Source organism: Geodermatophilus sp. TF02-6 (assembly GCF_003319115.1).
Classification (GTDB): domain Bacteria; phylum Actinomycetota; class Actinomycetes; order Mycobacteriales; family Geodermatophilaceae; genus Geodermatophilus.
Genome location: NZ_QOHF01000012.1, coordinates 69,937 through 83,221, shown reverse-complemented (window position 1 = coordinate 83,221; position 13,285 = coordinate 69,937). Strand labels below are relative to the sequence as shown.

At 73.7% G+C, this 13,285-nt stretch carries 11 protein-coding genes; 3 read left to right on the top strand and 8 right to left on the bottom strand.

Annotated elements, in window-relative coordinates; translation table 11 throughout:
• Window positions 1-27: 27 nt before the first annotated feature.
• Both DQ238_RS12590 and DQ238_RS12585 read right to left on the bottom strand, forming a co-directional pair.
• Window positions 28-1,080 (bottom strand): aspartate-semialdehyde dehydrogenase, encoded by a 1,053-nt coding sequence (locus DQ238_RS12590; RefSeq protein ID WP_113781612.1) that lies wholly within the window; start codon window positions 1,078-1,080, stop codon window positions 28-30.
• Entirely contained in the window at window positions 1,077-2,345 is a 1,269-nt protein-coding gene (locus tag DQ238_RS12585; RefSeq protein ID WP_113781611.1) for an aspartate kinase, read from the bottom strand. Before DQ238_RS12585 ends, DQ238_RS12590 begins: the two co-directional genes overlap by 4 nt.
• A 73-nt stretch (window positions 2,346-2,418) precedes the next feature.
• Here DQ238_RS12585 and DQ238_RS12580 point away from each other — a divergent pair, with 73 nt between their 5' ends.
• The 3 genes from DQ238_RS12580 to leuA all read left to right on the top strand — a co-directional run bounded on the left by DQ238_RS12580 (window position 2,419) and on the right by leuA (window position 6,831).
• Complete coding sequence (locus DQ238_RS12580; protein WP_113781610.1) at window positions 2,419-4,011, top strand: phospholipase D-like domain-containing protein; 1,593 nt, start codon at window positions 2,419-2,421, stop codon at window positions 4,009-4,011.
• Window positions 4,012-4,274: 263 nt separating this feature from the next.
• On the top strand, window positions 4,275-4,907 hold the full coding sequence (locus DQ238_RS22815) for a helix-turn-helix domain-containing protein (RefSeq protein ID WP_158550775.1): 633 nt from the start codon (window positions 4,275-4,277) through the stop codon (window positions 4,905-4,907).
• Window positions 4,908-5,085: 178 nt separating this feature from the next.
• Window positions 5,086-6,831, top strand: a complete 1,746-nt coding sequence (gene leuA, locus DQ238_RS12570) for a 2-isopropylmalate synthase (RefSeq protein ID WP_233495922.1) — start codon at window positions 5,086-5,088, stop codon at window positions 6,829-6,831.
• A gap of 66 nt (window positions 6,832-6,897) precedes the next feature.
• Here the strand turns inward: leuA and mnhG are convergent, their stop codons facing one another.
• From mnhG to DQ238_RS12540, 6 genes are read right to left on the bottom strand one after another with little or no spacing between them, the layout of a single operon-like run.
• Entirely contained in the window at window positions 6,898-7,320 is a 423-nt protein-coding gene (gene mnhG, locus DQ238_RS12565; RefSeq protein ID WP_113781608.1) for a monovalent cation/H(+) antiporter subunit G, read from the bottom strand.
• Window positions 7,317-7,643, bottom strand: coding sequence for a monovalent cation/H+ antiporter complex subunit F (locus tag DQ238_RS12560; RefSeq protein WP_113781607.1), 327 nt, complete (start codon window positions 7,641-7,643; stop codon window positions 7,317-7,319). Before DQ238_RS12560 ends, mnhG begins: the two co-directional genes overlap by 4 nt.
• Window positions 7,640-8,206 carry a Na+/H+ antiporter subunit E gene (locus DQ238_RS12555; RefSeq protein ID WP_113781606.1) on the bottom strand — a complete coding sequence of 189 codons (567 nt, stop codon included), beginning with the start codon at window positions 8,204-8,206 and terminating at the stop codon, window positions 7,640-7,642. The genes DQ238_RS12560 and DQ238_RS12555 overlap by 4 nt, the downstream gene beginning before the upstream one ends.
• A complete protein-coding gene (locus tag DQ238_RS12550) occupies window positions 8,203-9,846 on the bottom strand; it encodes a Na+/H+ antiporter subunit D (RefSeq protein WP_199506318.1) in 1,644 nt (547 codons plus the stop codon). The genes DQ238_RS12555 and DQ238_RS12550 overlap by 4 nt, the downstream gene beginning before the upstream one ends.
• Window positions 9,843-10,361: a Na(+)/H(+) antiporter subunit C gene (locus tag DQ238_RS12545; protein ID WP_113781605.1), complete on the bottom strand. Its 519-nt coding sequence runs from the start codon at window positions 10,359-10,361 to the stop codon at window positions 9,843-9,845. The genes DQ238_RS12550 and DQ238_RS12545 overlap by 4 nt, the downstream gene beginning before the upstream one ends.
• Window positions 10,358-13,282 carry a Na+/H+ antiporter subunit A gene (locus DQ238_RS12540; RefSeq protein WP_113781604.1) on the bottom strand — a complete coding sequence of 975 codons (2,925 nt, stop codon included), beginning with the start codon at window positions 13,280-13,282 and terminating at the stop codon, window positions 10,358-10,360. The genes DQ238_RS12545 and DQ238_RS12540 overlap by 4 nt, the downstream gene beginning before the upstream one ends.
• Window positions 13,283-13,285: the final 3 nt, after the last annotated feature.

Genomic DNA, 13,285 nt, shown 5'->3' with positions numbered 1-13,285 from the left:
CCTGGGAACCCGCACAGGTCGGTCCGGTCAGCGGGCGGCGGCGACGAGTTCGGCGATCTGGACGGTGTTGAGCGCGGCGCCCTTGCGCAGGTTGTCGTTGCTCACGAACAGCGCCAGCCCGCGGCCGTCGTCCACCCCCGGGTCCTGCCGGATGCGGCCCACGTAGCTCGGGTCCCGCCCGGCCGCCTGCAGCGGCGTGGGGACGTCGGAGAGCTCCACGCCAGGCGCCGTCGACAGCAGCTCGGTGGCCCGCTCGACGGAGAGCTCACGCTCGAATTCCAGGTTGAGCGACAGCGAGTGCCCGGTGAAGACCGGCACGCGCACGCAGGTGCCCGACACCCGCAGGTCCGGGATCTCGAGGATCTTGCGGCTCTCGTTGCGGAGCTTCTGCTCCTCGTCGGTCTCGAACGTGCCGTCGTCGACCAGCGAGCCGGCCATGGGCAGCACGTCGAACGCGATGGGCCGCACGTACTTGACCGGCTCGGGGAAGGTGACCGCGGCGCCGTCGTGGGTCAGCTCGGCGGCTTTGTCGACGACCGCCTTGACCTGGGTGTCCAGTTCCTCGACGCCGGCCAGCCCGCTGCCGGAGACCGCCTGGTAGGTGCTGGCGACGATGCGCACCAGCTGCGCCTCGTCGTGCAGCGGCTTGAGCACCGGCATCGCGGCCATGGTGGTGCAGTTGGGGTTGGCGATGATGCCCTTGCGCACCTCGGCCAGCGCGTGCGGGTTGACCTCGGCGACGATCAGCGGGACGTCGGGGTCCCGGCGCCAGGCGGAGCTGTTGTCGATGACGGTGACGCCGGCCTCGGCGAACCGCGGCGCCTGCACCCGCGAGGTGGCCGCGCCGGCGGAGAACAGCGCGACGTCCAGGCCGGTGGGGTCGGCGGTGGCGGCGTCCTCGACGGGGATCTCCCCGTCGCCCCACGGCAGGGTGGAGCCGGCGGAGCGGGCGGAGGCGAAGAAGCGCAGCTCGCCGATCGGGAAGCCCCGCTCGGCGAGGATCTGGCGCAGAACGCCGCCGACCTGGCCGGTGGCGCCGACGACGCCGACGCGCAGGCCGTCGTCCGTGGACGTGCTCATCGCCCGGTCCCTCCGTAGACGACCGCCTGCGCCTCGTCGGTGCCCAGGTCGAAGGCGTCGTGCACCGCGCGGACGGCGAGGTCCACGTCGGTGTCGCGGCACACCACGGAGATGCGGATCTCCGAGGTGCTGATCAGCTCGAGGTTGACGCCGGCGTCGGCCAGCGCGCCGAAGAACCGTGCCGAGACGCCCGGGTGGGAGCGCATGCCGGCCCCGACCAGGCTCACCTTGCCGATGTGCTGGTCGAAGCGGACGTCGGTGTAGCCGACGGTGTGCCTGACCTTCTCCAGCGCGGCCAGCGCGGCCGGGCCGTCGCTCTTGGGCAGCGTGAAGGAGATGTCGGCGAGCTTGCTGGCCTCGGCCGACACGTTCTGCACGATCATGTCGATGTTGACCTCGGCGTCGGCCAGGACGCGGAAGATCTGCGCGGCCTCGCCCGGCCGGTCGGGCACCCCGTAGACGGTGATCTTGCCCTCGGAGCGGTCGTGCGCGACGCCCGTGATGATCGCCTGTTCCACCGGGAGGTCCTCCATCGAGCCGGTCACCGTCGTGCCGGGGAGCTGTGAGTAGGAGCTGCGGACGTGCACCGGGATGCCGTAGCGGCGGGCGTACTCGACGCACCGGAGCACGAGCACCTTGGCGCCGGAGGCGGCGAGTTCGAGCATCTCCTCGTAGGTGGTGGTCTCCAGGCGCCGGGCGTTGGGGACGATCCGCGGGTCGGCGGTGAACACGCCGTCGACGTCGGTGTAGATCTCGCAGACGTCGGCGTGCAGGGCGGCGGCGACGGCGACGGCGGTGGTGTCCGAGCCGCCGCGGCCCAGGGTGGTCACGTCCTTGGTGTCCTGGCTGACGCCCTGGAAGCCGGCGACGATGACGATCGCGCCCTCGTCGAGGGCGTCGCGCAGCCGGCCGGGCGTGACGTCGATGATCCGCGCCTTGCCGTGGCTGGAGGTGGTGATCACCCCGGCCTGCGACCCGGTGAACGAGCGCGCTTCGTAGCCGTGCGTGTTGATCGCGATGGCCAGCAGGGCCATGGAGATGCGCTCGCCGGCGGTGAGCAGCATGTCCAGCTCGCGGCCGGGCGGGTCGTCGGTGATCTGAGCGGCCTGGTCGAGCAGCTCGTCGGTGGTGTCGCCCATCGCGGAGACGACGACGACGACGTCGTCGCCGTCCTTCTTCGCCGCGACGATCCGCTCGGCGACGCGCTTGACGTGCGCGGCGGAGGCGACGGACGAACCGCCGTACTTCTGGACGACGAGGGCCACGGGTCCACAGGCTACCGACGTCCCGGGAGCCGCCGTGGTTGCGTCCCCGGAGGCGGGACGATGTGATCACGCCGTGGACGACCCGGAGCGCTGGCTGCTGACGGCCGAGGAACGCGGGAACCCGGCCACCAGCCTGCCCGCGTACACCGAGGGCAACCTCGCCGCACCGCTCGTGCACGGCGCCACGTACTTCGACCGGCTGGTCGAGTGCGTGCAGGCCCTGGACGAGGGTGACCACCTGTTCTTCACCGACTGGCGGGGCGACCCCGACGAGCAGCTGCGCCCCGGCGGGCCGACGGTCGCGCAGCTATTCACCGAGGCGGTGCGCCGCGGGGTCTGCGTCCGCGGGCTGGTGTGGCGCTCGCACATGGACCGGCTGTCGTTCAGCAAGGAGGAGAACCGCGCCCTCGACACCGAGATCGAGCACGGCGGCGGCGAGGTGGTCCTCGACCAGCGGGTGCGCCGGGGCGGCAGCCACCACCAGAAGTTCGTCGTCCTCCGGCACGACCAGGACCCGACCCGTGACGTGGCCTTCGTCGGCGGCATCGACCTGTGCCACTCGCGCCGAGACGACGCCACCCACGCCGGCGACCCGCAGCGGCAGCCGATGGCGGCGGCCTACGGCCCGCGACCGCCGTGGCACGACGTCCAGCTGATGATCCGCGGGCCGGCGGTCGGCGTCCTCGACACGGTGTTCCGGGAGCGCTGGGAGGACCCCACCAGTCCCGACGTCGACCACCCGATCGCCTGGGTGCACGACAAGCTGCGCCATGCGCGGCTGGAGGCCGATCCACTGCCTCCGCAGCTGCCACCGCCCCCGCCGTGCGGGCCGCACCTGGTGCAGAACCTGCGGACCTACCCGGCGATCCGGCCGCCCTACGACTTCGCGCCGGGCGGCGAGCGGTCGATCGCCCGCGGCTACTCCAAGGCGATCGAGCGGGCCCGCCGGCTGGTGTACCTGGAGGACCAGTACATGTGGTCGGCCGACGTCGCCCGCCTGTTCGCCCGGGCGCTGACCGACAACCCGCGACTGCACCTGGTCGTGGTGGTGCCGCGGGTACCCGACCAGGACGGCGCGGTCGCCAAGCGGTCGCAGTACGTGGGCCGGTGGGAGGCGCTGGAGGCGTGCCGGCGCGCGGGTCGGGACCGGGTGCACGTGTTCGACGTCGAGAACCACCAGGGGACGCCGGTCTACGTGCACGCCAAGGTCTGCGTGGTCGACGACGTGTGGGCCAGCGTGGGCAGCGACAACTTCAACCGGCGCTCCTGGACCCACGACAGCGAGCTGTCCTCGGCCGTGCTGGACACCGCTCGGGACCCGCGCGGACCCCGCGACCCGGCCGGCACCGGCGACGGCGCCCGGGTCTTCGCCCGCGACCTGCGGCTGGAGCTGGCCCGGGAGCACCTCGACCGGGCGCCCGACGGCAGCGAGGACGCCGACCTGATCGACCCCGACGCGTTCGTGGCGGCGCTGGAGGCCTCTGCGGCGGCGCTGGACGCCTGGCACGCCGGGGGCCGCCGGGGGCCCCGGCCGCCCGGGCGACTGCGCCCGCACCGGACCGAGCGGCTGTCGCTGCCTGCCCGGCTGTGGGCCACGCCGTTCTACCGGCTGGTCGACGACCCCGACGGCCGCCCCTGGCGGATGCGGGTGCAGCACCGCTTCTGACCGCACCGCCGGCTCCAGCGGCCCGCCGCTCCGGCAGCCAGACACCTGCTCCCCGCACGCTCGTGCGCTGCGTACCCACCGCACGCACAGCACCAGGAGCGACACCTCCCGGCCCCCGGCACGCTCGTGCACTGCGTACCCACCGCAGGCAGAGCACGAGCTCGCCGGAGGACACCCCGGCCTTGCGCGTCCACAGGGCACGATCCCTCCACAGCCCGTCCCCGAGGAGCACCGGTGGGTCCTGGCCATCCGACGCTGTCCTGGTGGACGAGTTCGACCTCCCCGGGCTGCTGCGGCGCATCCGCCGGCAGGCGGACCTGTCGCAACGCGAGCTGGCGGCGGCCTGCGGCATCTCGGCCTCGACCGTGTCGCACGCCGAGGGCGGACGCCGCGGTCTGCCGACGCACGTGCTGGCCCGGGCGGCCGAGCTGGCCGGGCTGCGGCTAGCGCTGGTCGACGCCGAGGGCCGACAGGTGCCGGGCATGGACCCCGGCGCGGTCCGTGACGAGGGCGGTCGGCGGTTCCCCGCCCACCTGGACACCCGCTACGGGGACGAGGACTGGTGGCACGGCGACAGCCGGTACAGCAGGCAGCAGCCCTGGTACACCTACGACCGGCTCCGGTACACCCGCGACCACTGGCGCGGCCGGCTGGGCGTGCCCGACGACCACCAGCTCCCGCAGCCGGGCGACTCGCCGGCGGCTCGCAGGGCGCGTCGGCAACAGGCGGCCTGGCAACGGCGGCAGGAGGAGGTCCGGCGGCGACGGGAGGCCGGCGAGCTGCCGGAACGGCAGGAGTGGACGTGCACCTGCCCACCGCTGTGCGACGAGCTCGACGACGGCTCGAGAAGGCCGGTGCACGCCCCCGACTGCCCGTGTGGCTGCGACCTGGCCTGACCCGCTGCTACGGTGAGGGCGTGCGCGGCAGCCTCCTGCTTACCCGCCGCGGCGAGGCCCTCTCCTAGGTCGGCCCCCTCGCCGCGGAGACCTCGCCGTGGACAGAGCGCGTTCCCGGCGCCCGCGCTGACCGCCCCACCCGGAGCTGAGTCCAGCCCGCGCCAGAGGAGCGAGACCCGTGAGCAGGAACCTGAGCGAGAACCACCCGCACGCCCGCCATCCCCAGCGGCCGTCGAGTCTGCCGATCCACCGCTACGCGCCGTTCACCCCGATCCAGCTGCCCGACCGCACCTGGCCGGAGACGGTCACCACCACCGCGCCCCGGTGGTGCGCGGTCGACCTGCGCGACGGCAACCAGGCGCTGATCGACCCGATGACGCCCGACCGCAAGCGGCGGATGTTCGAGCTGCTGGTCGGCATGGGCTACAAGGAGATCGAGGTGGGCTTCCCGGCGGCCAGCCAGACCGACTTCGACTTCGTGCGCCAGCTCGTCGAGGACGACCTGGTCCCCGACGACGTCACCATCCAGGTGCTCACCCAGGCCCGCGACGAGCTGATCGAGCGCACCTACGAGTCGCTGCGGGGTGCCCGGCAGGCGATCGTCCACCTGTACAACTCGACGTCCACCCTGCAGCGGCGGGTGGTGTTCGACTCCGACCGGGCGGGCATCGTCGACATCGCCGTCCACGGCGCGCAGCTGGTGCGCAAGCTGGCCGAGCAGGCCGGCGACACCGAGATCCGGTTCGAGTACTCGCCGGAGTCCTTCACCGGCACCGAGCTGGACTTCGCCGTCGAGGTCTGCAACGCCGTGAACGACGTGTGGGAGCCCACGCCCGACCGGCCGACGATCGTCAACCTGCCCGCGACCGTGGAGATGGCCGAGCCGACGGTCTACGCCGACCAGATCGAGTGGATGCACCGCAACCTGGGCCGCCGCGACGCCGTCGTCCTCTCCCTGCACCCGCACAACGACCGCGGCACCGCCGTCGCCGCCGCCGAGCTGGGCCACCGCGCCGGCGCCGACCGCATCGAGGGCTGCCTGTTCGGCAACGGCGAGCGCACCGGCAACGTCGACCTGGTCACCCTGGGGCTGAACCTGTTCAGCCAGGGCACCGACCCGCAGATCGACTTCTCCGACATCGACGAGATCCGCCGCACCGTCGAGTACTGCAACCAGATCGGCGTGCACGAGCGGCACCCCTACGGCGGCGACCTGGTCTACACCGCCTTCTCCGGCTCCCACCAGGACGCGATCAACAAGGGCTTCACGGCGCTGGCGGCCGACGCCGCGGCCGCCGGCCGGCCGGCCGAGCAGATGCCGTGGGCGGTGCCCTACCTGCCGATCGACCCCAAGGACGTCGGCCGCACCTACGAGGCGGTCATCCGGGTGAACAGCCAGTCCGGCAAGGGCGGCGTCGCCTACATCATGAAGACCGAGCACTCCCTCGACCTGCCGCGCCGGCTGCAGATCGAGTTCAGCGGCGTCATCCAGCGGCACACCGACGACGAGGGCGGGGAGGTCACCGCCGGGCAGATGTGGGCGGCGTTCTCCAGCGAGTACCTGCCCGACCCCGACGCCCCCTGGGGCCGGCTCTCCCTCGCCGGTCACCGGCACCGGGCGCACGGCGAGCAGCTCGACGAGATGGTCGTCGAGCTGGTCGACGGCGGCGTACCGGTCACCGTCGGGGGCCGCGGCAACGGGCCGATCGCGGCCTTCGTCGACGCCCTGCGGACCGTCGACGTCGACGTCCGCGTGCTCGACTACGCCGAGCACGCCATGTCCGCCGGCGGGGACGCCCGGGCCGCCGCCTACGTCGAGTGCGCCGTGGGCGACCGGGTGCTCTGGGGTGTGGGCATCGACCCGAACATCGTCACCGCGTCCCTGCGGGCGGTGGTCTCGGCGGTGAACCGGGCCGACCGGTGACGTGATGGAACGGCCCCGTCCAGGGCCCCGCCCTGAGCCTGCCAAGGGTGGGGAGGACGGGGTCCTTCAACGGCCCTCGCGCCACTCCGCGGCGGCGACGTCGGGCTCCTCGGGCGGGGCGTCGGCGGGCTCGTCGCCGCGGTAGAACCGGTCCTCGTGGCTGCCGTCGCGCAGCTCGTCGACCAGCAGCAGGTCGCGGCGGACGTGCCGGCGCCGGTACGCCACCCGGCTGACCAGGTGCGCGCTCACCGGCGCCGTCATGAGCTGGAAGGCGGCCACCAGCGACAGCATCCAGGTGGTGGAGGTGCTCTCCAGCCGGATGGCGGCCCCGACCATGACCAGCAACACCCCCAGCACCTGGGGCTTGGTGCCGGCGTGCATCCGCGCCAGCACGTCGGGGAAGCGGAGCAGGCCGACGCCGGCGGTCAGGCAGAGGAGCGCGCCGGCCACCAGACAGGTCAGCGCCACGACGTCGGCGAGCGTGCTCACCGCCGCGCCTCGCGCACCTCGGTCGCCTCCGGCAGGCCGGCGTCCTGCCCGTCACCGGAGGAGCGCAGCAGCATGCCGCCGACGTAGCGCGCCACCGACACCGAGCCCACGAACGCCAGCAGTGACACCACCACCAGCACCCGGACGTCGGTGGGGTCGCGGGTGAGCCCGGCGTGCACCGCCAGACCCGCGGAGATGATGACGAGCAGCGTGTCGGTGGCCACCACCCGGTCGAGCAGGGACGGGCCGAGGGCCAGCCGGGCCAGGGTGCACACCGCACCGGTGCCGATCAGGGCGAAGATCAGCCAGTAGGCCACCGTCATCGACGCCCTCCTGTCTGCACGGGTACGCGGTCGAGGGCCGCGACGTCGTCCGAGCTCCCGAACGCCCGCACCACCCGCTCCTCCTGGGCCAGCACCCGCGCCTCCTGCTCGCGGACCTCGTCCATGTCGCGGACGGAGAGCACGTGCAGCGCGATCTGCAGGTGCTCGCGGTCCAGGTCGATGACGATGGACCCGGGGACCAGGCACAGCATCTCGGCCACGATGGTCAGCAGCAGGTCGGAGTCGGTGCGCAGCTGGACCGAGATGACCGCGCCCCGCGGCGGTGGTCCGGGCCGGAACGCCACCCAGGCCACCTCGACGCTGGAGACGACCAGGTCGCGGACGAACCGGCCGAGCAGCACCACGAACGGCCCCGCCCGGAACCGCAGACCCCCCGGTGCCGGGGGCAGCGGCAGCAGCCAGGTGACGGCCAGCGCCACGAGCACCCCCCCGATCAGGTTGGCCCAGGACCAGTCCCCCCACAGCAGAATCCACACCACCACCAGCCAGACCAGCAGGGGCAGGTCGTGACGGATCCAGTCGCGGCGCGCCTCGGTGCTCATCCCGACCCCTCCGTCCCGAACACCGCCGTGATGTAGGGCGTGCGCTCGAGCAGGTCCGCGGACGCGCGGTCGGCCAGCCCGTACAGGGGGCCGGCCAGCACCGTCAGGGCGACGGTGACGCCGACCATGCCCGCCGTGGCCGCCACCATCAGCGGGGGCATCGGCCGGTCGCTCGGCTCCCGGGTGCCCTGCTCGGCGAGGTCGGCCGGGTGCGCCGCGGTGGCCACGGCCTGGTGGCGCTCCCAGGCGGTCTGCTCGACGGGGGCCTGCCCGCCGCCCAGCCCGGAGGCGACCGCACCGCTGTCCGGCACGACCTCGCCGGGTGTCGCGCGCCAGAACGCTCGGGTCCACACCCGGGCGACCGGGATCAGCGTGAGCAGGCTGACCACGGCGGCGGCCGCGACCAGGGTGAGCGCCAGCGCGCGGCCGTCGGCGACGCCGGCTTGCAGCAGGCCGGCCTTGCCGATGAAGCCGGACAGCGGCGGGATGCCGGCCAGGTTGAGAGCGGGGACCAGGTAGAGGACGCCGAGCAGCGGGGAGAGCCGGGCCAGCCCGCCGAGCCGGTCGATGGACGTCGACCCGCCCTGGCGCTCGACGAGGCCCGCGACGAGGAACAGCGTGGTCTGGATGGCGATGTGGTGGGCGACGTAGAAGATGGCACCGGCCAGCCCGGCCGCCGTCGCCAGGCCGATGCCGAAGACCATGTAACCGATGTGGCTGACCAGGGTGAACGACAGCATCCGCCGGATGTCGGTCTGCGCCACCGCGCCGAGGATCCCGACGAGCATCGTGGCCAGCGCCGCCCACAGCAGCAGGTCGTCCAGCGCGCCGCCGGGGAACAGCAGGGTCTGGGTGCGGATGATGGCGTAGACGCCGACCTTGGTGAGCAGGCCGGCGAACACCGCGGTCACCGGGGCCGGGGCGGTGGGGTAGCTGTCGGGCAGCCAGGCGTAGAGCGGGAACACCGCGGCCTTGATCCCGAAGGCGATGAGCAGCATCGACTGGATGAGCAGCTGGGTCCCCGACGGCAGCTCGGGGAGCCGGAGGGCCAGCTGCGCCATGTTCACCGTGCCCGCGGCGGCGTAGGTCAGGGCGAGGGCGGCGAGGAACAGCAGCGAGCTGGTCAGGCTGACCACGACGTAGGTGATGCCACCGCGGATGCGCGGCGCCGTCCCGCCGAGGGTGAGCAGCACGTAGCTGGCGACCAGCAGGATCTCGAACCCGACGTAGAGGTTGAACAGGTCGCCGGCCAGGAAGGCGTTGCTCACGCCGGCGACCAGCACCAGGAAGGTCGGGTGGAAGATCGAGATGGGTGTGTCCTCGTCCCCGTCGGCCGAGCCCTGACCGACGGCGAACAGGAGCACCCCGAGCGCGACGGTCGAGGCGACGACCAGCATGAGCGCCGAGAGCCGGTCGACGACCAGCACGATGCCCAGCGGCACCGGCCAGCCGCCGACGGCCACCGAGGTCGCGCCCTCCGCGTCGGCCAGCAGCAGCAGGGTCAGCGACACCCCGACCACCGCGGTGAGGACGGCGACGCTGACCGTCCGCTGGATCGCCGGGTGGTGGCCGGCCAGCAGCGCCGCCGCGGCACCCAGCAGCGGCAGCAGCACCGGCAGGGGGGTCAGCGCGCTGATCACCGGGCGCCTCCCCGCGGACGCGCCAGGTCCACGTCGTCGGAGGGCACGGCGAGGTGCCCGTCCGGCTCCTCGACGTGCGGCCCGTGCAGGCTGTCGGCGTGGCCGGCGGGACGGTCCTCCGGCGCCAGTTGGTCGGGGTCGATCTCGTCGGCGTCCTGACCGGAGCGCGCCGCGACCCGCCGGTCCTCCTCGTCGATCCCGACGGACTCCTCGCGGACCAGTCGCCACGACCGGTAGATGAGCGCCAGCAGGAACGCCGAGGCGGCGAAGGTGATCACGATGGCGGTGAGGATCAGCGCCTGGGGCAGCGGGTCGCTCATCTGTTCGGGCTCGGCGTAGCCGAGCAGCGGCGCCAGCCCGGCGGGCCCGCCGGCCGAGAGCAGCAGCAGGTTGGTGGCGTTGCCCAGCAGGAGGAAGCCGAGCAGCACGCGGGTGAGGCTGCGGTCGAGCATCAGGTACAGCCCGGCGGCGTACAGCCCCCCGATGAGCACCGGGAGCACCACGGTCGGCGTCATCGAACGGTCACCTCCTCGGCCATCGGCAGTTCGGTGCGGCCGCCCTCGTCACCGCTGGCTGCCGCGTCGTCGAGCTCGCGCTCCTCCTCGCGGTCGAGCGCCGCGCCGAAGCTGCGGAGGATGTCGAGCACCAGGCCGACCACGATCAGGTAGACGCCGACGTCGAAGACCAGCGACGTGACCAGGTGGATGTCGCCGAGCACCGGCAGCGTGAGGTCGACGATCACCGACTGCAGCACCTCGCCGCCCAGCAGCAGGCCGGCCACGGCGCTGACGCCGGCGATGAGCAACCCGAGGCCGAGGACCCTGCCGGGGTCGACCGGCGCCGCCTCGCCCAGCTCGTAGCGACCACCGGCCAGGTAGCGCAGGACCACGGCCAGCCCGGCCACCAGCCCGCCGGCGAAACCGCCACCGGGCTGGTTGTGCCCGGAGAACAGCAGGAACAGCGAGAACACCAGGATGGTGTGGAACAGGAACCGGGTGATCACCTCGAGGATGACCGAGCGCCGCCGCGGGTCGAGCAGGGCGCTGCCGGCCAGCCACGGCCGGCGGGGTGCACGGCGGCTGGGCACCGCGGCCCGGCGGGTCCGCATCGCCCGCGCGGCGCCGACGAGGACGCCGGTGCGCTGGCGCAGGAAGACCAGGCTGGCCACCCCGGTGGCCGCCGCGACCAGCACCGAGATCTCGCCGAGGGTGTCCCAGGCGCGGATGTCGACCAGGGTGACGTTGACGATGTTCTGCCCGCCGCCGAACTCGTAGGCCGGTCCCGGGTAGTCCACCGACACCGGCGTCGCCGTCCGCGAGCTGAGGGCCACCGCGCCGACGACGCCCATGAGCAGGCCCACGCCGACCGCGAGCACCGCCCGGGCGGAGCGCTCGCGGGCGCTGTGCCGCTCGACGACGTCCTTGGGCAGCTTGCGCAGCACCAGCACGCAGGTGACCAGGGTGAGCGTCTCGACGAGGAACTGGGTCAGCGCCAGGTCGGGGGCACCCTGCAGGGCGAACAGCAGCGCGGTGCCGTAGCCGGTCACCCCCACGACGAGCACCGCGGGCAACCGCTGCCGCATCCGGATCGCCAGCGCTGCGGCCGCCAGGACCACCGCGGTGACCAGCGCCTGGACCGGGGTGTCCCAGGCCCGCCACTCCTGCGGCCAGGGCGCGCGGGTGAGCAGCACCACCCCGGGCAGGGCGAGGACGACGACCATGATCGTGCCCAGGTAGGCCGGTAGGGACCCGCGCTGGGTGGTCCCGGTGACCAGCACCGCGAGCCGGTCCAGCGCCTGGATGCTGTTCCAGTAACCCTCGTCGGCCGAGGCGCCGACGGCCAGCCGCCGCTGCAGGCGGGCGATGGGGGTGCGGGCGAGGAAGAACGCGGCGCCGCCCAGCACGGTGACCGCCGAGAGCAGCAGGGCCGGCTGCCAGCCGTGCCAGAGGGCCAGCGGCACCGTCTCGGGGGTCAGCAGCGGCAGCGTGTCGGCGTAGGGGGCGACCACGGGCTCCAGCAGCGGGCTCGCCGGCCCGAGGACGAGCCCGGTCGCCGAGAGCACGGTCGGGGCCGCCAGGAACAGCGGACCGGGCGGGTGGACCAGGTCCGCCGGCGCGCTCGCCGGCAGGCCCGGCTTGCGGGCGAAGGCGCCCCAGACGAAGCGGGCGGTGTAGGCGGCGGTGAGCACCGAGCCCACGACGATGCCGACGAGGACACCGAGCGCGGCAGTGCGGTCGGGCAGGCCGCCGTCCAGGAGCGCGGCGAAGGCGGCCTCCTTGCCCACGAACCCCAGCAGCGGGGGCAGCCCGGCCATCGAGGCGGCGGCCAGCGAGCCGACGACGGCCAGCACCGGCAGCCGCCGGCCCAGGCCGGACAGATGCCGCAGGTCGCGGGTGCCGGTGGCGTGGTCGATGACGCCGACGGTGAGGAAGAGCGTGGACTTGAACAGCGCGTGCGCCAACGTCATCGCCAGCCCGGCGGCGGCCAGCTCCCGGGTGCCCCCGCCGACGAGGACCATCAGGAAACCCAGCTGGCTGACCGTGCCGAAGGCCAGCAGCAGCTTGAGGTCGTTCTGCCGCAGGGCGCGGTAGCCGCCGACCAGCATCGTCGCCAGGCCCAGGCCCAGCACGAGCGGCCGCCAGCCGGGGACGTCGGCGAAGCCCGGGGCCATCCGGGCGACCAGGTAGACGCCCGCCTTGACCATCGCCGCGGCGTGCAGGTAGGCGCTGACCGGGGTCGGCGCCTCCATCGCGGCCGGCAGCCAGAAGTGGAAGGGCACCTGGGCGGACTTGGTGACCGCGCCGGCGAGGACCAGTACCGTGCCGGCGACCACGGCCCCGCCGCTGCCGGGGGCGGCCACGACCTCGGAGAGCCGGTAGCTGCCGCTGGCCTGCCCGATGAGGATGAGCCCGACCAGCATCGCCAGACCGCCGGCCGTGGTCAGGATCAGCGCCTGGCTGGCCGCCCGCCGAGCGGCCCGGCGGGTACCGGCCCCCCCGATGAGGAGGAAGGAGAAGACGGTGGTCAGCTCCCAGAAGACGTAGAGCAGGAGCAGGTCGTCGGCCAGCACCAGGCCGAGCATCGAGCCGGCGAAGGCGGTGAGGTTGCCGGCGAAGCGGCCGGCGCCCTCGTCGTCGGGTTCGAAGTACCGCGCGCAGTAGAGCAGCACCAGGGCGCCGACCCCGGTGACCAGTGCGGCGAAGGCCAGCGACAGCGCGTCCAGCCGCAGGGTGATGGACAGGTCGAGGGCGGGGACCCAGGGCACGGTCTCGCGGACCTCGCCGCCCGCGGTCACCGTCGACAGCTGCGCCAGCACCCACCCGAAGGCGGCGGCCGGGACCAGGGCCAGGACGAGGAAGGCCTGCCGCCCCCACCAGCGGACCAGCACGGGTGCGAGCACCGCGGCCAGCAGGTGGGCGAGCAGCAGAGCGGTCACGGG

What these genes read in the sequence shown, in the direction of transcription:
- DQ238_RS12590 (WP_113781612.1), bottom strand. Translation starts at nt 1,080, where the DNA reads ATGAGCACGTCCACGGACGACGGCCTGCGCGTCGGCGTCGTCGGCGCC.
- DQ238_RS12560 (WP_113781607.1), bottom strand. Translation starts at nt 7,643, where the DNA reads ATGACGGTGGCCTACTGGCTGATCTTCGCCCTGATCGGCACCGGTGCG.
- DQ238_RS12545 (WP_113781605.1), bottom strand. Translation starts at nt 10,361, where the DNA reads ATGACGCCGACCGTGGTGCTCCCGGTGCTCATCGGGGGGCTGTACGCC.
- DQ238_RS12555 (WP_113781606.1), bottom strand. Translation starts at nt 8,206, where the DNA reads ATGAGCACCGAGGCGCGCCGCGACTGGATCCGTCACGACCTGCCCCTG.